General features: G+C 73.4%; 21 protein-coding genes. 13 read left to right on the top strand and 8 right to left on the bottom strand.

Features of this window, described 5'->3' with window-relative positions:
• Window positions 1-158 precede the first annotated feature (158 nt).
• Window positions 159-1,358: a thiolase family protein gene (locus BCL76_RS30365; RefSeq protein ID WP_109782563.1), complete on the bottom strand. Its 1,200-nt coding sequence runs from the start codon at window positions 1,356-1,358 to the stop codon at window positions 159-161.
• A gap of 433 nt (window positions 1,359-1,791) precedes the next feature.
• A complete protein-coding gene (locus tag BCL76_RS30360; RefSeq protein WP_109782562.1) occupies window positions 1,792-2,841 on the bottom strand; it encodes a LacI family DNA-binding transcriptional regulator in 1,050 nt (349 codons plus the stop codon).
• Between the two features lie 309 nt (window positions 2,842-3,150).
• Between BCL76_RS30360 and BCL76_RS30355 the strand changes: the two genes are divergently transcribed.
• The 6 genes from BCL76_RS30355 (at window position 3,151) to BCL76_RS30330 (ending at window position 9,771) form a co-directional block, all read left to right on the top strand.
• The gene (locus tag BCL76_RS30355) at window positions 3,151-4,431 is read left to right on the top strand and encodes an MFS transporter (protein WP_109782561.1); all 1,281 of its coding nucleotides are present in this window, start codon (window positions 3,151-3,153) and stop codon (window positions 4,429-4,431) included.
• A 98-nt stretch (window positions 4,432-4,529) separates the two neighbouring features.
• Complete coding sequence (locus BCL76_RS30350; RefSeq protein WP_109782560.1) at window positions 4,530-5,225, top strand: alpha/beta fold hydrolase; 696 nt, start codon at window positions 4,530-4,532, stop codon at window positions 5,223-5,225.
• 62 nt (window positions 5,226-5,287) lie between these two features.
• Entirely contained in the window at window positions 5,288-6,700 is a 1,413-nt protein-coding gene (locus BCL76_RS30345) for an amidase (protein WP_109782559.1), read from the top strand.
• A 78-nt stretch (window positions 6,701-6,778) separates the two neighbouring features.
• Window positions 6,779-7,441 (top strand): O-methyltransferase, encoded by a 663-nt coding sequence (locus BCL76_RS30340; RefSeq protein WP_109782558.1) that lies wholly within the window; start codon window positions 6,779-6,781, stop codon window positions 7,439-7,441.
• Window positions 7,442-7,507: 66 nt separating this feature from the next.
• Window positions 7,508-7,972, top strand: coding sequence for a type II toxin-antitoxin system PemK/MazF family toxin (locus tag BCL76_RS30335; RefSeq protein ID WP_109782734.1), 465 nt, complete (start codon window positions 7,508-7,510; stop codon window positions 7,970-7,972).
• A 206-nt stretch (window positions 7,973-8,178) separates the two neighbouring features.
• Window positions 8,179-9,771, top strand: a complete 1,593-nt coding sequence (locus tag BCL76_RS30330) for an immunity 49 family protein (protein WP_109782557.1) — start codon at window positions 8,179-8,181, stop codon at window positions 9,769-9,771.
• Window positions 9,772-9,826: 55 nt separating this feature from the next.
• On the opposite strand, the gene BCL76_RS30325 is transcribed toward BCL76_RS30330, so the two are convergent.
• Window positions 9,827-11,026 (bottom strand): hypothetical protein, encoded by a 1,200-nt coding sequence (locus BCL76_RS30325; protein ID WP_109782556.1) that lies wholly within the window; start codon window positions 11,024-11,026, stop codon window positions 9,827-9,829.
• A 447-nt stretch (window positions 11,027-11,473) separates the two neighbouring features.
• Window positions 11,474-12,328, bottom strand: coding sequence for a TIGR02452 family protein (locus BCL76_RS30320; protein WP_109782555.1), 855 nt, complete (start codon window positions 12,326-12,328; stop codon window positions 11,474-11,476).
• A gap of 106 nt (window positions 12,329-12,434) precedes the next feature.
• Here BCL76_RS30320 and egtA point away from each other — a divergent pair, with 106 nt between their 5' ends.
• From egtA to egtD, 4 genes are read left to right on the top strand one after another with little or no spacing between them, the layout of a single operon-like run.
• The gene (egtA, locus tag BCL76_RS30315) at window positions 12,435-13,748 is read left to right on the top strand and encodes an ergothioneine biosynthesis glutamate--cysteine ligase EgtA (RefSeq protein WP_109782554.1); all 1,314 of its coding nucleotides are present in this window, start codon (window positions 12,435-12,437) and stop codon (window positions 13,746-13,748) included.
• Window positions 13,745-15,067, top strand: coding sequence for an ergothioneine biosynthesis protein EgtB (gene egtB / locus BCL76_RS30310; protein ID WP_109782553.1), 1,323 nt, complete (start codon window positions 13,745-13,747; stop codon window positions 15,065-15,067). The genes egtA and egtB overlap by 4 nt, the downstream gene beginning before the upstream one ends.
• Entirely contained in the window at window positions 15,067-15,825 is a 759-nt protein-coding gene (gene egtC, locus BCL76_RS30305; RefSeq protein WP_109782552.1) for an ergothioneine biosynthesis protein EgtC, read from the top strand. Before egtB ends, egtC begins: the two co-directional genes overlap by 1 nt.
• Window positions 15,822-16,796 (top strand): L-histidine N(alpha)-methyltransferase, encoded by a 975-nt coding sequence (gene egtD / locus BCL76_RS30300; RefSeq protein WP_109782551.1) that lies wholly within the window; start codon window positions 15,822-15,824, stop codon window positions 16,794-16,796. Before egtC ends, egtD begins: the two co-directional genes overlap by 4 nt.
• On the opposite strand, the gene BCL76_RS30295 is transcribed toward egtD, so the two are convergent.
• The 3 genes from BCL76_RS30295 to BCL76_RS30285 all read right to left on the bottom strand — a co-directional run bounded on the left by BCL76_RS30295 (window position 16,679) and on the right by BCL76_RS30285 (window position 19,938).
• Entirely contained in the window at window positions 16,679-17,638 is a 960-nt protein-coding gene (locus tag BCL76_RS30295) for a lysophospholipid acyltransferase family protein (RefSeq protein ID WP_146228444.1), read from the bottom strand. The two genes, egtD and BCL76_RS30295, sit on opposite strands and share 118 nt — an antisense overlap.
• Window positions 17,635-18,510 carry a GNAT family N-acetyltransferase gene (locus tag BCL76_RS30290; protein WP_109782550.1) on the bottom strand — a complete coding sequence of 292 codons (876 nt, stop codon included), beginning with the start codon at window positions 18,508-18,510 and terminating at the stop codon, window positions 17,635-17,637. Before BCL76_RS30290 ends, BCL76_RS30295 begins: the two co-directional genes overlap by 4 nt.
• A gap of 165 nt (window positions 18,511-18,675) precedes the next feature.
• Entirely contained in the window at window positions 18,676-19,938 is a 1,263-nt protein-coding gene (locus BCL76_RS30285) for an extracellular solute-binding protein (protein ID WP_375137982.1), read from the bottom strand.
• 164 nt (window positions 19,939-20,102) lie between these two features.
• Between BCL76_RS30285 and BCL76_RS30280 the strand changes: the two genes are divergently transcribed.
• Complete coding sequence (locus BCL76_RS30280) at window positions 20,103-20,318, top strand: dodecin (protein WP_030012846.1); 216 nt, start codon at window positions 20,103-20,105, stop codon at window positions 20,316-20,318.
• A 156-nt stretch (window positions 20,319-20,474) separates the two neighbouring features.
• Here the strand turns inward: BCL76_RS30280 and BCL76_RS30275 are convergent, their stop codons facing one another.
• On the bottom strand, window positions 20,475-20,966 hold the full coding sequence (locus BCL76_RS30275) for a phosphatase domain-containing protein (protein ID WP_109782549.1): 492 nt from the start codon (window positions 20,964-20,966) through the stop codon (window positions 20,475-20,477).
• A 60-nt stretch (window positions 20,967-21,026) separates the two neighbouring features.
• On the opposite strand from BCL76_RS30275, the gene BCL76_RS30270 reads away from it, so the two are divergent.
• Window positions 21,027-22,016, top strand: a complete 990-nt coding sequence (locus BCL76_RS30270) for an LLM class flavin-dependent oxidoreductase (RefSeq protein WP_258309982.1) — start codon at window positions 21,027-21,029, stop codon at window positions 22,014-22,016.
• A gap of 24 nt (window positions 22,017-22,040) precedes the next feature.
• Window positions 22,041-24,494, top strand: coding sequence for an excinuclease ABC subunit UvrA (locus BCL76_RS30265; protein ID WP_109782547.1), 2,454 nt, complete (start codon window positions 22,041-22,043; stop codon window positions 24,492-24,494).
• The last annotated feature ends 142 nt before the right edge of the window (window positions 24,495-24,636 follow it).

Raw genomic sequence — 24,636 nt, 5'->3', positions numbered from 1 at the left:
CAGCACGCGCCATCGTGCCAGACAGGAGGCTCAACATCTGTTCAGTTATTGGGCAGTTGACGCCGAGCGGTGACCGGAAACGATCGACGCCCGGACGTCACGAAACCCCCCGGGGGGCCGTACGGGGACACCCCGAGCGGCGCCCCCGAGGGCTCGGGTCAGCGCTCCAGGACGAGGGCGATGCCCTGGCCGACCCCGATGCACAGGGCCGCCATGCCGGTGCCGGAGCCCGCCGCCGCCAGCTGGTGCGCGACGGAGCCGGCCAGCCGGGCGCCCGAGGCACCGAGCGGATGGCCGATCGCGATGGCGCCGCCCCGCGGGTTGACCACGGCCGGGTCGAGCTCCGGCCAGGCCGCCAGACAGCCCAACGCCTGTGCGGCGAAGGCCTCGTTCAGCTCGAAGGTGGTCAGATCGGCGAGCCCGCGACCGGATTTGGCGAGCGCCCGCCGGACGGCGTCCACCGGTCCCAGACCGAAGAGTTGGGGCTCGATCCCGGTGACGGCGGACGCGCTGATCCGGGCGAGCGGCTCCCGGCCGGTGGCCGCCAGCCCCGCCTCGTCGGTCAACAGCAGCGCGGCGGCGCCGTCGTTGAGCGGTGAGGCGTTGCCGGCCGTGACCGTGCCCGTGCCGTCCGTCCGGAAGGCCGGCTTCAGTCGGGCCAGCGCCTCCGGCGTGGAACCCTCCCGGATGCACTCGTCCCGTACCAGGTCCGCGCCGGTGTACGGGACGACCTCGTTGTCGTAGAGCCCGGCGGACCAGGCGGCCGCCGCCTTGCGGTGGCTCTCCAACGCGAAGGCGTCCTGCGCCTCGCGGGTGATGCCGTGCTTGTCCGCCACGAGTTCGGCGCCCTCGCCGAGCGAGCCCGTCCACTCCTCGGGCATGCGCGGGTTGGTCATCCGCCAGCCCAGGGTCGTGGACCACATCTGCTGGTGCCCGGCCGGGAAGGCCCGTTCCGGCTTCTGCACGACCCAGGGGGCGCGGCTCATCGACTCGACGCCGCCGGCGATGGCCACGGAGGCGTCACCGAGCGCGATGGCGCGGGCGGCCTGGATCACGGCTTCGAGGCCGGAGCCGCACAGCCGGTTGACCGTGACGCCGGGGACGCTCACCGGCAGCCCGGCCAGCAGCACCGCCATACGGGCCACGTCCCGGTTGTCCTCGCCCGCGCCGTTGGCGTCGCCGAAGACGACGTCGTCGATGCGGGCCGGGTCGAGGTCCGGCGTCCGCTCCACCAGCGCGCGCACGACGTGCGCGGCCAGGTCGTCCGGCCGGACTCCGGCGAGGGCGCCGCCGAACTTGCCGATCGGGGTGCGGACGGCGTCGACGACGTAGACGTCGCGGACGGTGCGGATGCTCATGGGGTCTCTCCTGGGCGGATCCGTACGGGCGGTGGCGCGTCGGTGCCGGTGTGGACACCGGGGCACGCCGCCGGGCACGCCCGGTGGGGCGCGCCCGCAGTCTCCGTCCGCACGTCACCGCCTGTCAACGGCTCCCCGGACCGAGGGGGCGTCCGGGAACGCCGGCGACCGGCGGGAACGCGGCGAGCGCGCGGGTGCAGGCGACCCGGGCCCGGCCCGGTCGACCGGACACCCCCTGGGGCGGCAGGCGCCCGGCCCCGCGTGCCCATGGTCGCCCGCACCCCGCGTGCCCATGGTCGCCCGCGCCCCGCGTGCCCATGGTCGCCCGGGCCCTACGTGCACCTGGCCGTCCGGACCCCGTGTGCGCCTGACCGTCCTGACCGTGCGGACCGGACGGGCCGTCCGGTCCTTGCGGAGGGCCGTCGGGGCACCGTCAGGTCGACTCCCGGTGGATGGCGGCCGCCGCCATCAGGTCGTGCCGCTCCGTGACCTCCGACGGTTCGCGCACCGCGTGGTCCACCAGCGAGGCCAGGTGGGCACCGGTCGGCATCTCCAACCGAACGGTGCTCAGCCGGGGCCGCAGCAGCCGCCCGATGAGCAGGTCGTCGGCGCCGATGACGGCGACGTCCTCGGGGACGCGGAGCCCCTCGTCCTGGAGGGCCCGCATCAGCAGCATCGCGTACTCGTCGTTGTACGCGAACGCCGCGTCCAGCCCGAGCCCGCGCCAGCGGGCCGCCAGCGCTGCGGCCGACTCCTCGGAGTAGGCCATCGGGAGGGCAGCGACCTCGGCGCCCGGCACCGAGCGCGCGCCCGTGAGCCGGGGCACGGAGAACAGCTCCAGGCCCTCCTCCTCCGGGACGACCACCCCGATCCGCGTGCGCCCGCGCTCCACGAGATGGGCGGCGGCCCGGACGCCGACCTCCTGTTGGTCCATGACGAGCGCGTGCGCCCCGGGCACGCCGACGGGCCCCATCGTGATCACCGCGCGGGCTCCGGCCCGCTTGAGGGTGGCGACGTTGCGCGCGGAGAGGGTGATCTCGCCGAGGGAGATCACGGCCACCGGACGCAGCTCCGCCCAGGCCCGCACGGCCTCGTCGCCGCTGAGTCCGAGGCTCCCGTACTGCACCACCGTGTAGTCGAGGCGGCGCAGCGCCCACTGGAGCTCGTTCAGGAAGGTGCTGTAGAGCGGCCCGACCGGCACGTGGGAGGTGGGCAGCAGCACGATCCTGGTGTGTCCGGCGCGCAGACTGCGGGCGGCGGCGTGCGGGACGTACCCGAGCTCCTCGGCCGCCTCGCGGACCTTGCGGCGGGTCGGCTCGCTGATGCGTACGGCTTCCGCGTTGTTCAGCACGTACGAGACCGTCGCGCGCGAGACGCCCGCGAGGCGGGCCACGTCGGCGCTCGTCGGAACGGGGGGCGGCGGCGTGGTGGCCGATCCCGAGGCCGGGGCGGGAGGCTTCGGCGTTTTCGATGACTGAGACATTGCCGTGGCATCTTTCCAGACCGATTGCGCCCGAGGGCTAGCGGATGGCCGGAAACGGATGCTACACAGTGGTTACACGAGTCATTGACACGTGTAACCACGGCGTCACATCCCACAACGTCCGATGTGTCGACGCCGTGCCCCGCCGTGCCGCCGCCCTGCCGCGCTCCGTCGCACCCCCGCCGTCGCGACAGGGCGGCGCGCACCCCTGCGTACCCCTGAGCACCCCACCGCAGCTCATCGCACCCCACCGCACCTCATCGCATCTCCCCCTCCCCTCATCCGCCCCCATCTGCCCAGGAGGGCACCGTGGCCCTTTCCTCCCCCGGCACCGGCTCGGCCGCAGCCACCACCGACACGCCCCCGGGGTCCGCCGCCGCTTCCGGCGCCGGACCCGGCCCCGCCCGCCGCGGTCTGCTGACCCTGCTGCTCGTCGGCAACAGCGCCATGTACGCCCTCTACATCGGCGTGGCCGGCGTCCTGCTCGCGCTTCAGGTCGAGGACATCGATCCGGCGCACAAGGTGGCGAACTTCGGCCTGATCGCGGGGGTCTCGGCGATCTTCGCCACGGTCTTCAACCCCGTCGCCGGCGCCCTGTCCGACCGCAGCGGACGGCGCAACCCCTGGATCCTCGGCGGTGGACTCGCCGCCGTACCGGCGATGTTCCTGCTGGGCCTCGCCGACACGATCCTGCTGATCACGATCGCCTGGTGCCTCGGGCAGGCCGTCATGAACGTCTACCAGGCGGCCATCACCTCCGTGGTCCCCGACCGGGTGCCCCTGGACGCCCGTGGCAAGGCCTCCGCGGCCGTCGGGCTCGGCCTGCCCTTCGGCTCCACCCTCGGCGCGCTCATCGGCGCGGCCTTCTCCGACGACTTCCGCACCGGTTACCTCGTCTTCGGCGCGCTCGTGGCGGGCGCCGCCGTGCTCTTCACCGCCTGCAGCCGCGAACAGCGGCTCCCGGCCCGCGCCCCGATGCCCGTCAAGGAGCAGCTCGCCGCCTTCACCGGCGCGCTGCGCGACCACGACTTCCGGTGGGCCTTCATCGGGCGGGCGCTGCTCGTCCTCGGCTACTTCGCGGTGAGCGGCTACCAGCTCTACATCCTGCAGGACCACACCGTGCTGCCCGACGGCATGGAGCCGGAGGCCGCGGTGGCGGTGCTGATGCCGCTGACCAGCGTGGCGATGGTCGTCTCCACGGTCCTCGGCGGGTACCTGTCGGACCGGTTCGACCGGCGCAAGCTCTTCGTCGGTGCCTCCGCGCTGCTGTCGGCCGTCGCGCTCGTCATCCCGGCCGTGTCGACGAGCTGGACCGCGATGTTGTGCTTCGCCGCGGTCAACGGGCTGGCGTTCGGGTGCTACATGGCGGTGGACACCGCCCTGGTGACCATGGTGCTGCCCAAGGCCGAGGACGCCGCCCGCGACATGGGTGTGCTCAACATCGCCAACGCCGGCCCGCAGATCATCGCGCCGTTCGTCGCCTCGGTGATCGTCTCGGTCAGCGGCGGGTACACCGCGCTGTTCGTCGTCGCGGCCGTGCTGGCCGTGGCGGGGGCCCTGGCCGTGAAGCCGATCCGCAGCGTGCGCTGACGCGCCACCGCGCCACCGCCCCGCGTCGATGCACCGACGCGCCGGCGGTCCGCACCTTCCACTCCTCGACCGAGATCCACCGCCGAGAAAGGCACATCGTGCACCTGCACACCCAGACCTGGGGCGAGGGCGACCGCGTCGCCCTCCTGATCCACGGCATCATGGCCGACCACCGGACCTGGCGCCGGGTCGGCCCCGCCCTCGCCGACCACGGCTACCGCGTCATCGCCGTGGACCTACGGGGCCACGGCGCCAGCGGCCGCGGCGCGTACAGCCCCGAGCTGTTCGCTGATGACGTGGTCGAGACCCTCCCGACGGGCGCCGAGCTCGCCATCGGCCATTCCCTCGGCGGCCTGACGCTGTCGCTCGCGGTGGACCGGCTGCGGCCCGCCCGGGCCGTCTTCTCCGACCCGGCGTTCCACCTGTCCGCCCCGGCCGACGGCTTCGGCCCGGAACTGCTCGCACAGTTCAAGACGGCGACCAAGGAGCAGATCCAGGCGATGAGCCCGCGCTGGGAGGAGGTGGACGTCGACATCGAACTGGAGACGCTGGCGCTGTGGGACGAGCGGACCGCGCTGAGCCTCGCGCCGCTGGTCGGCGCCGACCTGATGCCGCCCGCGCCGATGGTCCCCTCCCTCGTCCAGCTCGCCGACCCGAGCACCCTGATCACGCGGGAGCGGGCGCAGCTGCTCAAGAGCCGTGGTTTCGAGGTGCGTTCGGTCGCCGGGGCGGGACACACCATCCACCGGGACGACTTCGACGGGTTCATGGCCTCCCTGGAGGGCTGGCTCTAGAACTACCCGGCCACTCCCCGTTACGGTCTCCCCTACCGACGGGTAATGGGGAGTGGTACGCGATGTCCGAGTCAGCTGTTCCGACGGCCTCCGGCCTGGTCGACATGGTCGGCGCACTCGCCGAAGGGACCGTGTCGGCGCGGCGGTTGACCGAGGAGGCGCTGCGCCGGATCGCCGCGGCCCAGCCGGAGTTCAACGCCTTCCGGACCGTCCGCGCCGAGGCCGCGCTCGCCGAGGCGGACGCGGCGGACCGGCGGCTGGCCGCGGGCGAGCGGCTGCCGCTCCTGGGCGTTCCGCTGGCGGTCAAGGACGACATGGACGTGACCGGTGAGCCGACCGCCTTCGGCTGCGCGGGGGCCTTCGCCCCGAAGACCGCCGACAGCGAGGCGGTACGCAGGCTGCGCGCGGCCGGCGCCGTGATCGTCGGCAAGACCCAGACACCGGAGTTGGGGCAGTGGCCCTTTACCGAGGGCGGGGCCTTCGGCGAGACCCGTAACCCGTGGAACCGGGCCTACACTCCCGGCGGCTCCTCGGGCGGCTCGGCGGCTGCCGTGGCGGCGGGTCTGGTCCCGGCGGCCCTGGGCTCGGACGGAGCCGGCTCGGTCCGGATCCCCGCGGCCTGGACCCATCTGGTGGGCGTGAAGCCTCAGCGCGGGCGGATATCCACCTGGCCCGAGCCGGAGTCCTTCCACGGGCTCACGGTCAACGGCGTGCTGGCCCGCACCGTCGCCGACGCGGCGCTCCTGCTGGACGCGGCGAGCGGCTCGCACCCCGAGGACCTGCACCGTCCGGCGCGGATCTCCGCCGTCGAGGCGGTCCGCCGCACGCCCCGTCGGCTGCGGATCGCCCTCTCCTTCGCGATGGCCTTCACGGCGACGCCCAAATCCCTGGACCCCGAGGTCCGTTCCGCGGTGGAGCGGCTGGTCGCGCGGCTGGAGTCGCTGGGTCACGAGGTGGTTCCGGAGGACCCGCGCTACGGCCCGATCGGCCTGACCTTCGTACCCCGCGCGACCAGTGGCGTACGGGACTGGGTGGCACGGGTGCCCGATCCCGCGCTGCTGGACCCGCGCACGCACGAGGCCGTACGGACGGGCCGGATCCTGGGCGGGGTCGCGCTACGGGTCTCCCGCCGGGCGGAAACGGTCCTGCGGCGGCGGGTCGGTGAGGTGTTCGACCGCTTCGACGTGGTGCTGACCCCGACGACGGCCACCCCGCCGCTGCGGATCGGCGCCCTGTCCGGGCTGGGGGCCATGGCCACGGACCGGGCGATGATCGCGGCCTGCCCGTACGCCTGGACGTGGAACGTGCTGGGCTGGCCCGGGGTGAACATCCCGGCGGGCCTCACGGCCGACGGACTGCCGATGGGTGCCCAACTGCTGGGCCCGGCCGACTCGGAGCCGCTGCTGCTCGGCCTGGCCGCGCAGGTGGAGGCCGCGGAGGGCTGGTCGGCGGTACGGCCGGGCCAGGGTCGGTGACGGGGCCCACACCCCCTTCCTGTAAGTTCCCACAGGGAACTAACAAGCGTCACATCACCGGAAGGGGCGACACCACCCATGACTCAGCAGACATGGACGGCTGTTGACGACTATTTCGACGGATTGCTGGTCGGTCAGGACGAGGCCCTGGTCGCCGCGGCCACCGACTCGGAGGCCGCCGGCCTGCCCGCCCACCAGGTGGCTCCGAACCAGGGCAAGCTGCTGAACCTCCTCGCCCGTGTGCGCGGCGCCCGCCGCATCCTGGAGATCGGCACACTGGGCGGCTACAGCACCATCTGGCTGGCTCGCGCCCTCCCGGCCGACGGGCGGCTCGTCACGCTGGAGGTCGACGAGCGGTGCGCCGATGTCGCGGCCGCCAACATCACCCGGGCCGGGCTGGACCACGTCGTCGAGATCCGGCGCGGCCCCGCGGTCGACCTGCTGCCCGGGCTCACCGGCGAGGCCCCCTTCGACCTGGTGTTCATCGACGCCGACAAGCCGTCCAACCCCGAGTACCTGGAGTGGGCCCTCAAGCTGACCCGGCCCGGGAGCGTCATCATCGGCGACAACGTCGTCCGCGACGGCGCCGTCGTCGACGGGGACAGTTCCGACCCGCGCGCCCAAGGCGTGCGCCGCTTCACCGAACTCATCGCCGAACACCCGCGGTTGACCGCTACCGCCCTGCAGACCGTCGGCAGCAAGGGCTACGACGGGTTCGTCATGGCCCTGGTCACCGACTGAACCGTGGCGCGGGCGCGCATGCCCGCCTCCTGCACCGGGGCCACGGCAACCAGTAGCCTCACCCGGATGACGGCACTTTCCCACCACAGCAACGGCCACGTCGAGCAGCCCGGGCGCGATGGCGACACCGCGACCACGGAAGCCGATCCGCACGCCATCGGCCCCGTGCGGACCGAGTACGCCCCGGACCCCGACGGCGATCCCGACCCCGGCGAGATCGTCTGGACCTGGGTCCCCTTCGAGGAGAACGACGGGCGCGGCAAGGACCGCCCCGTGCTGGTCGTGGCCCGGGAGGCGGGCGGACGGACCCTGCTCGCCGTCCAGCTGTCGAGCAAGCGGCACGACCACGACCGGGAGTGGGTGCCGATCGGGACGGGTCCGTGGGACAGCGCCGGACGCGAGTCCTGGGTGGACGTGGACCGGGTGCTGCGGGTGCACGAGTCGGGGATGCGCCGCGAGGCCTGCGCGCTCGACCGCGGCCGCTTCGACCGGGTCGTGGACCGGCTTCGCGAGCGCTACGGCTGGCAATAGCGCCGGCGGTGGTCGCGTCCGCACCCGCGGCCACCGTCCGGGACGGCCCCGCTCTCCCGCGTCCGTGGCCGGACCGTCCGGGCGATCTCCCGGGAGCCTTGTCGACCAGCCCGGATCGGGGCGCGATGCCGGACCCCGCGAACCCGGCCCGATCGGCAGAACACCCCCTAGGGTGGGGCCGTAGGCGCACACAGGGAGTAGCGGTCATGCGAATAGAACGACACAGGGTGAGCGAGGCCGCCCTGGCGGCGGCGCGCGAGGACTTCGCGAACCGGATGATCTCCGACGTGTACTCCAGGTCCCGGGGCGGCGGGATCGACGCCTACGCCTGGTGGGAGATCACGCTGCAGCTCCTCGACGGTCTCGGTGCGTTCTCCGCGGTGACCCCCGAACTCGACACCCCGGAAGCCAAGGCGATCCTGGACGACGCGGCCGAAGCGGCCGCCGGCGCCGTGTCGTTCGCCGCCTACTACCCGAATGCGTACTTCCACGTCTTCCTCACCTACGTCAACCTCGGGCTCGACTACGACGCCGACCCGGAGGGCAGCCCGCAGCCGGTCAGCGCCGCCCGCTGGATCGACGCGTTCTGCTTGGCGGTCCTCGCCGACAAGGCCGAACGGCACGGCGAGGCCTTCCACTTCGCGCGCCGGGCACCGCAGCGGGCGGGCGGGCCCGGGCTCCCGTCGGTGGAGCTGATCAACGGCCTGTTGGCGTACGTCAGCGGGGACCTCGGGAACGAGGACCAGAAGTTCCCGCCCACCCCCCGGGAGAAGCTCGCCGCACTGGACGCCGCGCTCGGCCGGGTCGCCGACCGGCGGGCCGGAGCCCGGACCGCGGCAGACGAACCCGTGGCCGTCGCGACGGTCGAGGCGGCCGACCCCGCCACCGGGGCGCTCCGTGCGCTGCGCGCACTGGCCGCCCGGGACCGGGAGGCCTTCGGCGTCGAGCTGACCGCGCTGCTGCTGCCGTACTCCCGCCTGCGGGACCCACGGGCCGAGCCGCGTACCCTGCTGCCCCTGCTGCCGCTGGCGCTGGCCGCGCTCGGCCGGCGCCGCGAGGGTTGGTTGCCGCCCGTCGATTCGGGTTACCTGCCGCGGGCGCTGGTCACCGGCTTCGCGACGCCGGCGCCGCGCGTGGGGCCCTACGGGACCGAGCGGCGTGCGGACGCCGTCGCCGCGCTGGCCGCGGGCCCGCTGGTCGTCGAGCGCCCTGACATGCCGGAGGCCGCCGGGCACGCCGAGTACCTGGTACGCGAGCTGTACGAGGCCGTACGCGCGGGAGGTGGGCCCGGAGGCTCCGCCCCCTCGGATCGCCCGCTCGGCCCCGGATACTGGTACGAGGCCCTGAAGCGCGCCCTGATCACCGGCAACCGTGCGGAACTCGCCCCGCTGGTCCTCAGCGGCCCCTCCGCCCTGGAAGAAGACCGTTCCGCCTTCGCCTCGTACCGGCAGGCCCTGCACGACTACCTGCGGGGAGAGGACCCGGAGCCCGCCACCGATCGGGCCGTCTCCGACGTGAAGCAGATCCGGGACTGGGGGTTCGCCCCGTCGCCCGCGGTGCTCTTCTCCCAACTGGTGGAGGGCGACGAGGAGAGCTTCAACCTGGCCTTGGCCGACGCGCTGGAGGCCCACCGCGACCACCACTCGGTGGGCGACCGCCCGGTCGGTGCCGGGGCGGACGCCGCGGTCGACTTCGACATCCTGGCGCTGGCCTGCCACGCCCGTCGTCGGGGCTGGCGGATCCGGGTCTCGTCGGCGTATCTCCCGGACAGCCTGCTGGGGGCGGCGCAGCCGTTCTGAGCGCGGCGGGCCGGGCCACCGCCACCCGGCCAGGGACCGAGGGGTGCCCTGCCGATCAGGCCGGGCTCGGGCGCCCCGGATCCGCCTGCGACCACCGGCCGTCGAGAAGGGTCACGGCCTCGGCGAGGTCGGCGTACGCGGGCCCGAAGGTCCCCGCGGCGACGAGGAACATCGAGCGGTCCGTCAGGGCCCGGGCGAGGCGTGCCGGGTCGTCGGGCAGACGGCGGGCGAGCGCCACGCTTTCGTCGAAGTGCGGCTCGAGCCGCTCGGCGAACCCGTAACGGTGGTGGCCGTCCCGGGCGGCCAGGCGGATGCCGATCCGGCGCTGGACGTCGACCAGTTCGGGCAGCCGGTCGTCCTCGCGCAGTGCCGCCGCCTCCGCTTCGAGCGAGGGGAGAGCGCCGAGAAAGGCATCCCACGTGTCCTGGGACCATCCGAGGTCGGCGCCGAACGGCGGCATCGGAGACTCGGCGCTCGCGGCCGGTTCCTCCCTCCGTCCCGACAGGACGAACAGCCTGACCCAGTCGGTGAGGTGGTCGACGCCCTTCGACCCGTCCGTGGAAGCCGTCCGCTCCAGGACGGTCAGGGCCTCCCGCCGGGCGGCCGCGGCCTGCCCGGGGTGCCCGGCGGCCTCGCGCATCCGGGAGTGGTGGACCAGCGCCCATACGAGCACGGCCGGCGACGTGCGCTGCTCGTCGGCCCGGCGCCGGGCGACGTCGATGACCTCGCGGAAGACGTCCGATGCCGCGTCGTGCAGGCCGGCGCCCTCCAGGTTCGCCGCCCACCCGATCAGGGCGGGGACGGAGTGCTCCGGTGCGCCGCTGCGGACCGATTTCTCGTTGAGCTCCGCGGCCTCCCGGAAGCGTCCTTCCTCGGCCAGGACGGTCGCGAGCCGCCCGCTCCAGCCCTCCTCGGCCAGTTCTTCGCAGACGGCGCGCCCTTCCGCTCGGCGTCCGAGCGCGAACAGGGCCGCCTGGTAGGCGTTCAGCGCCCTGCGGAGCCGTTCCTTCCTGGCGGGCGCTCCCACTTCGATCCTCCGGCCGGCCTCGACGGCCTCGAGGGCCGACGCCAGGCGCACCTTCGGGTTCCGGTGGTTCGTCAAGAGGAGCGCGTCGACGAGCAGCGGGGCGTACGCCTTCGGGTTCACCTCCATCAGAGTCCGGTAGGCGTCGACGAGTTCGCCCTGTTCCGGCCGGCCGGAAGCGAGCAGCAGCACACGCGCCCGTAGTACCGCGTCGTGATCGATCGTCCCCATGTTCCCCCTGTCAGCGGATGATCCGAGATGCAGATTCTGGGAGTTGGGGTGCGGATCGGACAAGGCTCACGAACTGTGCTTTCCGTCCTAGGAGAAAGGCCGCCGGCCTGCGATGATGTACATGTCTTTACGCTTGTCCACGCTTTTCGGATCGCCGGATCGGCGGTCGATGTGCGTCGTTGGCCGACGCCCCACCCCACGACCGTGGCACCGCCGGAGACAGGGCGCGCGGTCAGGTGTTCGGTGAGGTGCCCGGGAGCCGGGGTGGGTTGCCTGCCGGCCGGCCGGCCGACGAGTGCCGCCGCGACGGCCGCTTCACGGACCCCGACCGGCGCGAGCAGGCTCTCGCCGAGACCGCCCGGGTGCGGTGACGCGGGTCGGACCGGCGCCGACACCGCCGGGCCACCGCCGGACGCGGCCGCTACCGACGGCGGCTCCTCGCTTGGATCACGAAGCCGCACCGCAGGACGGGTCCGGGAAGGCCCGGGCGAATGCCTCGCGGGTGGTGGGGTCGCGGTCGAGGACGGCGAAGACGACCCGTTCGAAGACTCCGGCGAACCGGTCCGCGAGCAGGCTCCGGAAGGCTTCGGCGACCTGCGCCGGGTCGTTCCGGAACACCCCGCAGCCCCACGCACCCAGCACCAGCCGCCGGTAGCCGTGGAGCGCCGCCACCTCCAGTACGAGCTCGGCGCGCCGCGCCAGTGCCACCGGGATCTCGGCGGTCCGCTCCGGCTCCTGCCGGCGGATCGTGCCCGCGTTCGGCGCAGGTGAGGTGAGGAAGCCGACCCGGAACGGGGTCTCCAGCAGCTCGCCGCGGTCGGCGCGGAAAACCGGGACCCCGGGCGAGTGAATCACCCGGTCGGTGTAGAAGGTGCTGCGCTCCGCACGGTGGATCTCGTAGTACTCCGGGGCTTCGAGCAGGGTCTCGTACAGGGCCGAGGCACGGCACAGCGCCTCCTCCTGGGCCTTGGCCCCGCGGACGTACCCACCCCCGGGGTTACGGGCCGAGGCGAAGTTCAGGACCGCGACGGGACAGGGATCCGTCCGGTCCGGGGTGGGGGTCGCGAGCCTACGGGCGGCGACCGTGCTGCTCTCGCCCGTGACCTCGACGACGGTCGCACCGCCACCGGAAGGGAGTCTTTCATCTGGAATGACTCGGTTTGGTCCATATATCCTGGTTCCGGCCTTGGCTTCCGCCAGGGCGGCGGCCAGCGGAACCTGCCGTCCCGACCGCGTCCGGTACCCCCCGGCCGCCAGGATCTCCGCGTTCTCCCGCGCGATCTCGCGCAATCTGCTGCTCACGCCGCCATCCTCCGTACTGCGATTCCCGGCGGCAAAGGAATTTGTGCCCCGAGGAGGGGTAGGCACGGGTGATGTCACGACCGACGACAGGAGACGAGGACCCGGTATGTCCCAGGACTCAACCGCTCCCCCACCCGCGCCCGGCCCGACCCCCGTGCCCTCGATCAGCGAGACGCAGGCCGAGGATCTGATCCACGGCATCTGCTTCAAGACCGGCCCGCCCCGTTTCCTCGGTGCCGAGCTGGAATGGCTGGTCCTGGACGCCGAGCGTCCCGAGCAGCCGGTGCCTCCTGAGCGACTACGGGCCGCCCACGCCGCGGCCCGGGCACTTCCCCTGCACTCCCGGGTGACCGTCGAACCCGGCGGCCAGCTCGAACTCAGCTCGGCCCCCGCCACCTCCCTCACGGGCTGCGTGGACGACCTGCAGGCCGACCTCACCGCCGTACGCGCCGCCCTGCTGGCGCAGGGCCTGGTCCTACGGGGCCTCGGCCGCGATCCTCGCCTCCCGTACCGCCGGCTGCTGAACAGCCCGCGCTACGACGCGATGGAGGCCTACTTCGACCGGACCGGACCGGCCGGACGCGCGATGATGTGCGCCTCCGCCTCCGTGCAGGTCTGTGTGGACGCCGGGTACGAGGAGCCCGGCATGCTCGGCCACGGCCGGCGCTGGCGCCTCGCCCACCTGCTGGGCGCGGTCCTGGTGGCCGCCTTCGCCAACTCCCCCGCGCACGAGGGCCCGTACGCCGGCTGGCGCTGCGCCCGCCAGGGAATCTGGAGCGACCTGGACACCCGGCGCGCGCTCGCCCCACCGCTGGACGCGGAACCCCGTGCCGCCTGGACCCGGCAGGCCCTGGACACCGAGGTGATGTGCGTCCGGTCCTACGAGGGCGACGGTTCGTGGGAGGCCCCGCCCGGGACGACCTTCCGTGACTGGCTGCGCACGGGCGGGGACGCCGGGCTGCGAGCACCCACCGCCGAGGACCTCGACTACCACCTGACCACGCTCTTCCCACCGGTGCGGCCGCGCGGTCACCTGGAACTGCGGATGATCGACGCGCAGCCCGGCGACGACGGCTGGCTGGTCCCGGTGGCCGTCGTGCACGCGCTGTTCGACGATCCGGAAGCCACCGAGACCGCGTACCGGGTGGCCAAGGGGCTGGCCGACTCCTACGGCACGCGGCCCGCGCCCCGCAATCCGCTCTGGCGGTCGGCGGCCAGGGACGCTCTGGCCGATCCGGAGCTGCGGGCGTCCGCGAAGGCCTGTTTCCGAGCGGCCATGGAGGCGCTGCCCCGGCTCGGCGCGAGCACGCACGTCCGGGACACGGTCGGTGCCTTCGCCGAACGCCATGTACTGCGCGGCCGATGTCCGGCCGACGACGCATCCACGCAGGTGCTCACCGGAAAAGAGGCCCGCCGATGACCACCGGCTCACCCGCCGCCCCCGAGTCCGCCTCCCGGCTGCGGGAGCGGGCGGCCGCCGCCCTGACCGCGGCGCGCATACGCACCGCCGGCCTCACCGACGCCGTGACCGACGAGGAGCTCGTCGCCCAGCATTCCCCGCTCATGTCGCCGCTGGTCTGGGACCTGGCGCACATCGGCAACCAGGAGGAGCTCTGGCTGCTCCGACGCGTCGCCGGACGCGAGTCGATGCGCCCCGAGATCGAGCCCCTCTACGACGCCTTCCAGCACCCCCGCGCCGAACGGCCCAAGCTGCCGTTGCTCGGGCCCGCCGAGGCCCGCCGGTACGCGTCCGAGGTGCGCGGCCGGGTCTTCGACCTGCTGGAGAGCACGCCGCTGGAGGGCAGCACGCTCCTGGACGACGGCTTCGCCTTCGGGATGATCGCCCAGCACGAGCAGCAGCACGACGAGACCATGCTGATCACCCATCAGCTCCGGCGGGGCGCTCCCGTGCTGACCGCCCCGGATCCGGACGGCCCCTACGATCCGTCGCTCGCCGCCGAGGTCCTCGTCCCCGGTGGCCCGTTCACCATGGGCACCTCCGCCGAGCCTTGGTCGCTGGACAACGAGCGTCCGTCGCACGTGCGGGACACCGCGCCGTTCTGGATCGACACCGTTCCGGTGACGAACGCCGCGTACCTGGCGTTCATCGCCGACGGCGGCTACCGCGATCCGCGCTGGTGGGCGGCGCCGGGCTGGGAGCAGATCCGCGAGCACTCCATCGAAGCGCCGTTGTTCTGGCACCAGGAGGCCGGCCAGTGGCTGCGCCGCCGCTTCGGGGTGATCGAGCCGGTGCCGGACGAGGAACCGGTTCTGCACGTCAGCTGGTACGAGGCGGACGCCTACGCCCGCTGGGCGGGACGGCGGCTGCCCACCGAGACGGAATGGGAGAAGGCCGCCCGGTACGATCCGGCGACGGGCCGTTCCACCCGCTACCCGTGGGGCGACGCCGACCCGACCCCCGCCCACGCCAACCTCGGGCAGCGGCACCTGCGCCCGGCGCGGGCGGGCAGTTACCCGGCCGGGGCCTCCCCGCTCGGGGTGCGTCAGCTGATCGGCGACGTGTGGGAGTGGACCTCCTCCGACTTCCTGCCGTACCCGGGCTTCCGGCCCTTCCCTTACCGGGAGTACTCGGAGGTGTTCTTCGGCCCCGAGCACAAGGTGCTGCGCGGCGGCTCCTTCGCCGTGGACCCGGTGGCCTGCCGGGGCACCTTCCGCAACTGGGACCTTCCGGTGCGACGCCAGATCTTCGCCGGCTTCCGGACCGCGAGGGATCTCTGATGTGCCGTCATCTCGCCTACCTGGGACCGGAAATGGCCCTCGGGGAGCTGCTGAGCGAGCCGGAGCACTCGCTGGTCCGCCAGTCCTGGGAGCCGCGATGCCAGCGGTTCGGGACGGTCAACGCCGACGGATTCGGCGTCGGTTGGTACGCGGACGGCGACCCGGTTCCCGCCCGGTACCGGCGCTCCGGGCCCGTTTGGGGCGACCTGACCTTCACCGATCTCGCCCGGGTGGTCCGGAGCCGAGCCGTGCTGGCCGCCGTTCGCGACGCCACGGATCCCGGGGCCGACGGGGAGGCTGCGGCCGCTCCGTTCGCGGACGGGCCGTGGCTGTTCAGCCACAACGGCGCGGTGCGCGGCTGGCCGGAGTCCGCCGCCCCGCTCGCTGCCGGGCTGCCGCCGGCATCGCTGCTCCGGTTGGCCGCGCGCACGGACTCGGCGCTGATCTGGGCGCTGGTCCTGCATCGGCTGCGGGCCGGGGACGACCTGGGCACGGCGCTCGCCGAGCCCGTACGGGAGCTGGCCTCGGCCGCTCCCGGCTCCCGGTTGAACCTGTTGCTCACGGACGGCGTCACGATCGCCGCGACGGCCTGGGGCGATTCGCTCTGGTACCTGGCCGACGCGGAGCGGCGGCGCACCGTGGTGGCCTCCGAGCCGTACGACGACGACACCCGGTGGCGCGAGGCGCCCGACCGGACCCTGCTGACCGCCACCCGCACAAGGGTCGAACTGACCCCGCTCAAGGAGAACTCCCCGTGAACGACTTTCAGTTGACCCGGACACTCGACGAGCACGCCGCGGAGACGGCGCTGCGCAAGGACGTGCTGCACGGGCTGACCCACTCTCCGAAGGTGCTGCCGCCCAAGTGGTTCTACGACGCGCGGGGCAGTGAGCTCTTCGAGGAGATCACCCGCTTGTCCGAGTACTACCCGACGCGCGCGGAGCGGGAGATCCTGCTGGAGCGGGCGCGGGAGATCGCCGGCGAGAGCGGCGCCCGCACCCTGGTGGAACTGGGTTCCGGGTCCTCGGAGAAGACCCGGCACCTCATCGAGGCGATGCCCGCGCTGGACACGTACGTGCCGGTGGACGTGAGCGAGAGCGCGCTGCGGGGGGCGGCCGAGACCCTGCTGGCGGAGCATCCGGGGCTGCGGGTGCACGCCCTGCTGGCCGACTTCACGCGGGCGCTGCGGTTGCCGGACTCCCCCGGGCCCCGGCTGGTGGTGTTCCTGGGCGGCACGATCGGGAATCTGCTGCCGCCGGAGCGGGCGGTGTTCCTGGCGTCCGTCCGGGCGATGCTCTCGCCCGGGGACGCGCTGCTGATGGGGACGGACCTGGTGAAGGACGAGGCCGTGCTGGTGGCGGCGTACGACGACGCGCGGGGGGTGACCGCCGAGTTCGACAAGAACGTGCTGGTGGTCATCAACCGGGAACTGGGGGCGGACTTCCACACGGCCGACTTCGAGCACGTGGCGGTGTGGAACAAGGAGCAGGAGTGGATCGAGATGCGGCTGCGGGCCCGCTCGGACCTGGTGGTGAAGATCCGGGCACTGGATCTGGTGGTCCCGTTCGCGGCGGGTGAGGAGATCCTGACGGAGGTCTCCGCGAAGTTCCGTCAGGAGGGCGTGCGCAAGGAGCTCGCCGCGGCCGGGCTGGAGCTGACCCAGTGGTGGACGGACGCGGCGGGCCGGTTCGCGCTGTCCCTGTCGGTGGCCGACGGTGTGCCCGGCTGAGCGGGTATGCCCGGTAGCGGGTTCAGCGGGGTGGTGATCGCGGCTGTGGCCGCGGATCCGGCGACCGCCCGCTGAGCCGCCGCCGCGAGGTCCCGCCGGTGCGCGTACCGGCCCGGCGGGATCCGCGGCAGCAACCTGACCTCGGCCCGCACCCCGCGGGCCCGGGCGATCCGCCACAGCGAGGCGGTCAGCGGGTCGTCGCCGACGAAGGCGGGCGCCCCGGCCGGCTGCCCGTCGCACCGCAGATACGTGAGGCGCAGGGGCTGTACGGGGACCCGCGCGTCCAGGGCGGCCTGGAAGGCGGCCCTGCGGAAGGTGCCCTGGGCGCGCCCGCACCAGGTGGAGCCCTCGGGGAAGACGGTGACCCGATCCCCGGCCAGCAGCGCCCGGGTGACCGCCGTAACGGTGGCGGGCAGGGCGCGGATCCGGTCGCGCTCGATGAACAGGGTGCCGGCCTGTCCGGCGAGGCGCCCGAGCACCGGCCAGGCCCGGATGTCGCTCTTGGCCAGCATCCGGCAGGGCAGTGCGGCGGCCACCAGCGGGATGTCCAGCCAGGAGATGTGGTTGGCGACCAGGAGCCGGCCGCCGCCCGGCCCCGGGCTGCCGTGGACGGTGATCCGTATCCCGAAGGCCCGCACCAGCGCGGCCGACCAGGCCCGTACCACCGCGTGCCGGGGACCGGCCGGCAGCAGCCGGACCGGCGGGGCGCCCAGGATCCCCAGCAGGATCAGGGCGACGGCGGCGGCGAGCCTGAGCACCGCCCGGGGCACGCTCGCGGTGTCCCCCTCGTGGCCGGCGCAGGCCTCGGGGGTGCACGGCGAGGTGGGCAGCCAGACGCTCATGCGCCCGGGACGAGCGAGCGGAAGTGCTTCAGGTAGCGCGGGTTGGTCCGGCGCAGGGAGAGCAGCACGTACAGGTCGGCGCAGCCGAACTCGGCGTCGAGGGCGGGCTCTCCGCACACCCAGGCGCCGAGGCGGAGGTAGCCGCGCAGCAGCGGGGGCAGCTCCATGCGGTCGGGGAAGGCGATGCCCTCAGGGCTCCAGGGGAGGTGGGGGGTGACCCGGTACTCCTCGGGGGCGAGGCTGCGGGTCAGGGCGGTCTCCCGGGTGGCGGCGGCCAGGACCCCGCCGTCGGCGAGCGGGATCGAGCAGCAGCCGGCGAGCCAGTTGTGCCCGGTGCGGTCCATGTAGTGGGCGAGGCCGGCCCAGATGAGGGCGATGACTGCGCCGTTGCGGTGGTCGGGGTGGACGCAGGAGCGACCTACCTCGACGAGGTCGGGGCGGATGGGGGCGAGGGCCGAGAGGTCGAACTCCCCCTCGGAGTAGAGCCGGCCGGCGACGGCGGCGCGCTCCGGGGGCAGCAGCCGGTAGGTGCCGACGACCTGCTCGGTCTCCTCGTCGATGACGAGGAGGTGGTCGCAGTAGGCGTCGAAGGCGTCGGCGTCGAGGCCGGGCTCGGGCCCGTCCAGGCGGGCGCCGAGCTCGCCGGCGAAGACCTGGTGGCGCAGGCGCTGGGCGGCGCGCACCTCGTCCTCGTCACGGGCGAGGCGGACGGCGTAGCGCGGTCCTTCGGACGGCGCGGCGGGCGCCGCGACGTGCGCCCTGACGGGGGTGAGGCGGGTGGCGGGCGCGGGCGTGGTCGCGGTTGCGGTCGCGGTTGCGGGGGCCGGCGCCGAGGCGGGGAGGGGGGACGGGGACAGGGGTGCGATGGTCATGGCGGCTCCTGATCCGGGCACGTAGGGCCAGACCCGCAGGTGCGTGGCCTGGCTCCTTTACTTCTTCCGTGACCGGCTGGATTCGACATGACCGCTCAGCGGCCCTCGGATGTGCGGACGCTGAACTCGGCGGTACCCCCGTTTCGGCGGCGGCTCGGCGGCGGCTCAGCGGTCGGAGCTGAGCACCTTGCCGATCTCCGCGGAGGCAGCCTTGGCGGCCTGCTTGGCGTCCCGGCCCGTGAGTACGGCGGTCATGAAGGGTTTGATCGGGTTCTTCGCCTCGACCTCGGCCCAGCGGGCGGAGGTCGGGGTGGCCCGGCCCTGCGCGGCGCCGGGAGCCATGTTGGCCGCGCCCTCGTTCCCGTCGACGACATGGGCGAGGGTGGTCTTGTTGGGCACGTAGCTCATCGTCCGGGCGAGTTCGGTCTGCCACTTCTCGCTGACGAGGGCCGTGATCACGTCCACGGCGCCCTTCCGCTGTCCGGTCCGCGCCGGGATGATCAGGTCGGAGCCGCCGGTGAAGACGGCACCCGCCTTGTCGGAGGTCTTGCCGGGGATCGGGAAGAAGCCGAGCTTGCCCTTCAGGGCCGGGTTGGCCGCCTCGATCTCGGCGGCCTGGCCGGGCGGGGCGATGATCTGGGCGACCTGGCCGCGTGCGAAGACCTGGGACTGCGGCGGCGTCTCCTCGTCGGCGTCCTTGGGGCCGTCACCGAGGGCCTGGAGCTGCTTGTAGAAGTCCATGCCGGCCAGAGCCTTGTCGTCGTCGAGGGCCCCGACCCACTTGCCGTTGGTCTCGACGGCCAGTTCGCCGCCCTCGTCCCAGATGAAGCCGGCGAGGACGTACCAGTTCTGGCCCGCGAGGTAGATGCCCTGCTGGTCGCCCTTGTCGAGCTTCTGGGTGGCCTGGATCCACTCCTGGCGGTTCCGGGGCGGGGTCTTGATCCCGGCGGTCGCGAAGAGGTCCTTGTGGTAGATGACCACCCGATTGGCGGCGTACCAGGGAACCCCGTACTGGGCGCCGTTGATGGTTCCCGGTTCGGCGAGGCCCTTGAGCCAGTCCTTGCTGCCCCATTCGCGCAGGCCTTCGAGGGTGAGCTCTTCGAGGCCGCCGGTCTCGATGTACCGGGCGACCTGGGTGTTGCCGACCTCGATGACGTCGGCGCTCTCCTTGCTCGTGCCGTCGAGGACGGCGTCGACCTTGTCACCGATGCCCGTCCACTCCTGGATCCTGACGTCCAGGTCGATGCCCGGGTGTTCCGTCTCGAACGCCGCGGTGAACTTGCCGATGAAGTCCTCCGAGGCGCTGCCTTTCATCAGCCAGAGCGTCACCTTCCGCGACCCGTCGGCCGGGTCGGCCGACCGGCCGCAGCCCGTGAGGGCGGTCGCGGCCACGAGGGCTGTGCACACGGCGAGGAATCGCATCTTCAAGAGGGCCACCTTCTGGGCTCGGACTCAGATGGCTCGAAATTGGCATAGACCAATAGGCCGGTCAAGGGCCTTTCGCTCGGGACTGTTCGCCCAAAGTTCGCGGACCCGGACTTACTGGGGCACCGTAGAACCAGGCAAAAGCCACCCACTGTCGGGAGACCTCCATGTCCAATCACACGTACCGGGTGACCGAGATCGTCGGCACCTCCCACGAGGGCATCGATCAGGCCATCCGCAACGGGATCGCCCGGGCGGGCCAGACCGTACGGAATCTGGACTGGTTCGAGGTGGTTCAGGTACGCGGCCACATCGAGAACGGGGAGATCGCCCACTACCAGGTGGGGCTCAAGGTCGGCTTCCGCCTCGACGGTGAGGACTGAGCCCCGGATCGACGCCCGCGGACCCCGGACCCCAAGGCCCGGGGCCCGATCCCGAGCCCGATCCCGAGCCCGTCCGCATCACGGACCTCCCGGAACCTACGGGCCGTGGGACCCGCGGACCCCACCGGTCCCCGTGGCCCGGCCCGGCTCCCCCGATCAGGTCCGGCCGTCGACCTCCTGGGCGGACTCCAGCTCCGGCGCGTCCGCCGCCCAATCCGCGAGCACCACCCGGAATCCGGCGGCGCGCGCGGCCTGACAGACGAGTTCGTCGTCGTCGACGAGCATCCGCACCTCCCGGCCCCGGGAGATCCGCCGCAACACTTCCAACTTGGTGGTGCGGGCCGGCCGCCGGTCCTGGTCGCCGCGCATGAACAGCCGTCCCTCGGGCAGTTCATGGCGGGCGAGCCAGTCGAGCGTGTCCGCGCGGCAGCGCTCGGGCCGCCCGGTCAGGTACACCACCTCGCAGTCGTCAGCGCTCTCCACCGCCAGCGCCACCCCGCGCACGAGCGGCGGATCGGCCGGAGCAGCGGCGAAGAAACCGCTCCAGTCCCGGGGCCGGCGCTCCAGGAAGTGCTGGCGATGGTCGGTGTCCGCCAGGGTGTTGTCGAGATCGAAGACGGCCAGCGGCCGGGTCGTGTGCTCACTCATGCCGCCAGCGTAGGAGAGCCGTCCGGGGAATCCTCACGGCCGCCGGGCGTTGAGTCCTGTGTGATCCGAAAACTCTCGATACTCGACCGGTCGCGCACCCGCCAGGGCCACCCGGCCCCGCAGGCCCTGCGCGACACCGTGGAGCTGGCCCGGACCGCCGAGGAGCTCGGCTACCACCGCTTCTGGGTCTCGGAGCACCACAGCGTGCCCGGTGTCGCGGGATCGGCGCCGACGGTACTGGCGGCCGCCGTCGCCGGTGCCACGCACCGGATCCGGGTCGGCACGGGCGGGGTCATGCTGCCCAACCACCAGCCGATGGTGGTGGCCGAGCAGTTCGGGGTCCTGGAGGCCCTGTTCCCCGGCCGGATCGACATGGGCCTCGGCCGTTCGGTCGGCTTCACCGGCGGCATCCGGCGGGCGCTGGGCCGCGACACCGGGGACGCCGACCGCTTCGAGGAGCAGCTGGCCGAGCTCCTGGGCTGGCTCGACGGCACCCAGCGGGCCCACCCCGAGGTGCACGCCCACCCCGCCGAAGGGCTGCGCATCCCGACCTACGTCCTGGCCACCGGCGAAGGCGCCGGGATCGCCGCCCGGGCCGGGCTGCCGCTGGTGGTGGGCGACCTGCGGGCCCGCGACCGGGTGAGCGGGATCGTCGAGGCGTACCGCAAGGAGTTCCGGCCCTCCGCCCCGGGCGCGCAGCCGTACGTCGTGGTCTCCGGGACGGTGGCGGTCGCCGCCACCCCGGAGGAGGCCCGCCGCATCCTGGTCCCGGAGGCCTGGGCCCTCGCGCACTCCCGTACCCGCGGCAGCTTCCCGCCGCTGCGCCCGGCCGAGGAGATCGAGGGGCTGGAGATGACCGCGAAGGAGCGCGAGCTCTACGAGGGCGCCCTGGCCGGCCACATCCACGGCACGGAGGAGCGGGTCGCCGCGGAACTGGCCGAGGTCTGGGAACGGACCGGCGCGGACGAACTGCTGGTCACCACCTCCACGTACGACCGCGCGGCGCTGCTGGACTCCTCTGCGCGGCTGGCCCGGATCGCGGGCCTGTGAACCCGAGCCTTTAAAATGGGACGAATGCACCAGGCCGCCGGTACCCCCGTCCCTCCCCCCACGCCCCTCGACCCCTACGTACGGGTCCGGGGCGCCCGGGAACACAATCTGCGCGGCGTCGACGTGGACATCCCGCGTGACGCGCTGACCGTGTTCACCGGGGTCTCCGGCTCCGGCAAGAGCTCGCTGGCCTTCGGCACGCTCTACGCCGAGGCCCAGCGCCGGTACTTCGAGTCCGTGGCCCCGTACGCCCGGCGTCTGATCCACCAGATCGGCGCGCCGAAGGTGGACTCCGTCACCGGGCTGCCGCCGGCCGTCTCGCTGGAGCAGCGGCGCTCCTCGCCCGGCTCGCGCTCCTCGGTCGGCACGGTGACCCTGCTCTCCAACTCCCTGCGGATGCTCTTCTCCCGGGCCGGGAGCTACCCGCCGGGGGCGCAGCGCCTGGACTCCGACGCCTTCTCGCCCAACACCGCGGCCGGGGCCTGCCCTTCCTGCCACGGGCTCGGTCGGATCCACCGCACCAGCGAGGAGCTGCTGGTCCCCGACCCGGAGCTGTCGATCCGTCAGGGTGCCATCGCCGCCTGGCCGGGCGCCTGGCAGGGCAAGAACCTGCGGGACATCCTCGACACGCTCGGCCATGACGTGGACCGGCCTTGGCGGGAGCTGCCCGCGAAGGACCGTGAGTGGATCCTGTTCACCGAGGAGCAGCCGGTGGTGACCGTGCACCCGGTGCGGGAGGCCGAGCGGATCCAACGGCCCTACCAGGGCACGTACATGAGCGCCCACCGCTATGTCATGCGAACCTTCGCCGACAGCAAGAGCGCCACCCTTCGCGCCCGCGCCGAGAAGTTCCTCGCCGACTCGCCGTGTCCGGTGTGCGAGGGACGGCGGCTGCGCCCCGAGGCCCTCGCCGTGACCTTCGCCGGGCGGACCATCGCGGAGCTGGCGGCGCTGGCGCTGACCGACCTGGACGCCGTACTGGCTTCCGTACCGGCCTCGGTACCGGCCTCGGTACCGGCCTCCGCGCCGTCGGCCGGGGAGGCGGCGCGGGTGCTGGCCGAGGACCTGCGCTCGCGGATCGGGCCGGTCACGGAGCTGGGGCTCGGCTATCTGAGCCTGGACCGGACCGCGCCGACCCTGTCCGCGGGCGAGCTGCAGCGGCTGCGGCTGGCGACGCAGCTGCGGTCGGGGCTCTTCGGGGTCGTGTACGTCCTGGACGAGCCGTCGGCGGGGCTGCATCCGGCCGACACCGAGGCGCTGCTGGGCGTACTGGACCGGCTGAAGGCGGCCGGGAACACGGTCTTCGTCGTGGAACACCATCTCGATGTGGTGGGGCACGCGGACTGGCTGGTGGACGTGGGTCCGCTGGCCGGGGAGCACGGCGGGCAGGTGCTGTACAGCGGGCCGCCGCGGGACCTGGCCTCGGTGGCGGGGTCGGCGACGGCCCGGCACCTGTTCGCGGCGCGGGAGCCGGCCGGTGCGCCCGGGCCGGTGCGCCCGGCGACCGGGGCGATCCGGTTGAGCGGGGTGGACCGGCACAACCTGCGCGAGGTGGAGGCGGAGTTCCCGCTCGGGGTGTTCACGGCCGTGACCGGGGTGTCGGGGTCGGGCAAGTCCACGCTGGTGGGGCAGGTGCTGGCCCGGGAGGTCGGCGAACGGCTGGCGGAGGCGGACTTCCCGGTGCGGCGGCTGGTGGAGGTGGACCAGAAGCCGATCGGCCGGACGCCTCGGTCCAACCTGGCCACGTACACCGGGCTGTTCGACGTGGTGCGCAAGCTGTTCACGGCGTCCCCGCAGGCGCGGGCGCGCGGCTGGAAGGCGGGCCGGTTCTCCTTCAACGTGCCGGGCGGCCGGTGCGAGACCTGCCAGGGCGAGGGCTTCGTCTCGGTGGAGCTGATGTTCCTGCCGAGTACGTACGCCCCGTGCCCCGAGTGCGCGGGGGCCCGGTACAACGCCGAGACCCTGAAGGTCCGCCACGAGGGCCTGAACATCGCGGAGGTGCTGGGCCTGACGGTGGAGTCGGCGGCCGCGTTCTTCGCGCAGGTGCCGGCGGCGGCGCGCAGTCTGCGGGCTCTGGAGGACATCGGGCTGGGCTACCTACGGCTGGGGCAGCCGGCCACCGAGCTGTCGGGCGGCGAGGCACAGCGGATCAAGCTGGCGACGGAACTGCAGCGGCTGCGCCGGGACCACACCCTGTACCTGCTGGACGAGCCGACGACCGGGCTGCATCCGGCCGATGTGCGGGTGCTGCTGCGGCAGTTGCACGGGCTGGTGGACGCCGGGCACTCGGTGGTGGTCGTGGAGCACGACATGGCGGTGGTCGCGGGCGCGGACTGGGTCATCGACCTGGGCCCGGGCGGCGGCACCGCGGGCGGCCGGGTGGTCGCCGCGGGTACGCCGTCGCAGGTGGCCTCCGCGGCGGGCAGCCGTACGGCTCCGTACCTGGCGCGGGCCCTGGGGACCGTCCGGGGCGGGTGACCACGGGCGTCGCCGACGCCGGCCGGCGTCGCGGGCCGGGGCGGGAGGTCCGCCGCCTCGGCGGCTGCGGCGGTCCCCGGCGCGATGCGCGCCGGGGAGATGTATGGCAGGGACGTTCGAATTGTGTGGGCGGTCGAGTCGG

This window comes from Streptomyces sp. CG 926 (assembly GCF_003148825.1).
In the GTDB taxonomy this organism is placed as follows: domain Bacteria; phylum Actinomycetota; class Actinomycetes; order Streptomycetales; family Streptomycetaceae; genus Streptomyces.
Note: the sequence above shows the minus strand (reverse complement) of the source record. Positions and strands in the feature narration are given on the sequence as shown.

Coding starts and splice junctions, on each gene's coding strand:
- BCL76_RS30335 (WP_109782734.1), top strand. CDS start 7,508: ATGACGGCACTTTCCCACCACAGCAACGGCCACGTCGAGCAGCCCGGG.
- BCL76_RS30365 (WP_109782563.1), bottom strand. CDS start 1,358: ATGAGCATCCGCACCGTCCGCGACGTCTACGTCGTCGACGCCGTCCGC.
- BCL76_RS30340 (WP_109782558.1), top strand. CDS start 6,779: ATGACTCAGCAGACATGGACGGCTGTTGACGACTATTTCGACGGATTG.
- BCL76_RS30275 (WP_109782549.1), bottom strand. CDS start 20,966: ATGAGTGAGCACACGACCCGGCCGCTGGCCGTCTTCGATCTCGACAAC.
- BCL76_RS30325 (WP_109782556.1), bottom strand. CDS start 11,026: ATGGGGACGATCGATCACGACGCGGTACTACGGGCGCGTGTGCTGCTG.
- BCL76_RS30295 (WP_146228444.1), bottom strand. CDS start 17,638: ATGAGCGTCTGGCTGCCCACCTCGCCGTGCACCCCCGAGGCCTGCGCC.
- BCL76_RS30280 (WP_030012846.1), top strand. CDS start 20,103: ATGTCCAATCACACGTACCGGGTGACCGAGATCGTCGGCACCTCCCAC.
- BCL76_RS30290 (WP_109782550.1), bottom strand. CDS start 18,510: ATGACCATCGCACCCCTGTCCCCGTCCCCCCTCCCCGCCTCGGCGCCG.
- egtC (WP_109782552.1), top strand. CDS start 15,067: ATGTGCCGTCATCTCGCCTACCTGGGACCGGAAATGGCCCTCGGGGAG.
- egtA (WP_109782554.1), top strand. CDS start 12,435: ATGTCCCAGGACTCAACCGCTCCCCCACCCGCGCCCGGCCCGACCCCC.
- egtB (WP_109782553.1), top strand. CDS start 13,745: ATGACCACCGGCTCACCCGCCGCCCCCGAGTCCGCCTCCCGGCTGCGG.
- BCL76_RS30265 (WP_109782547.1), top strand. CDS start 22,041: ATGCACCAGGCCGCCGGTACCCCCGTCCCTCCCCCCACGCCCCTCGAC.
- BCL76_RS30330 (WP_109782557.1), top strand. CDS start 8,179: ATGCGAATAGAACGACACAGGGTGAGCGAGGCCGCCCTGGCGGCGGCG.
- BCL76_RS30345 (WP_109782559.1), top strand. CDS start 5,288: ATGTCCGAGTCAGCTGTTCCGACGGCCTCCGGCCTGGTCGACATGGTC.
- BCL76_RS30360 (WP_109782562.1), bottom strand. CDS start 2,841: ATGTCTCAGTCATCGAAAACGCCGAAGCCTCCCGCCCCGGCCTCGGGA.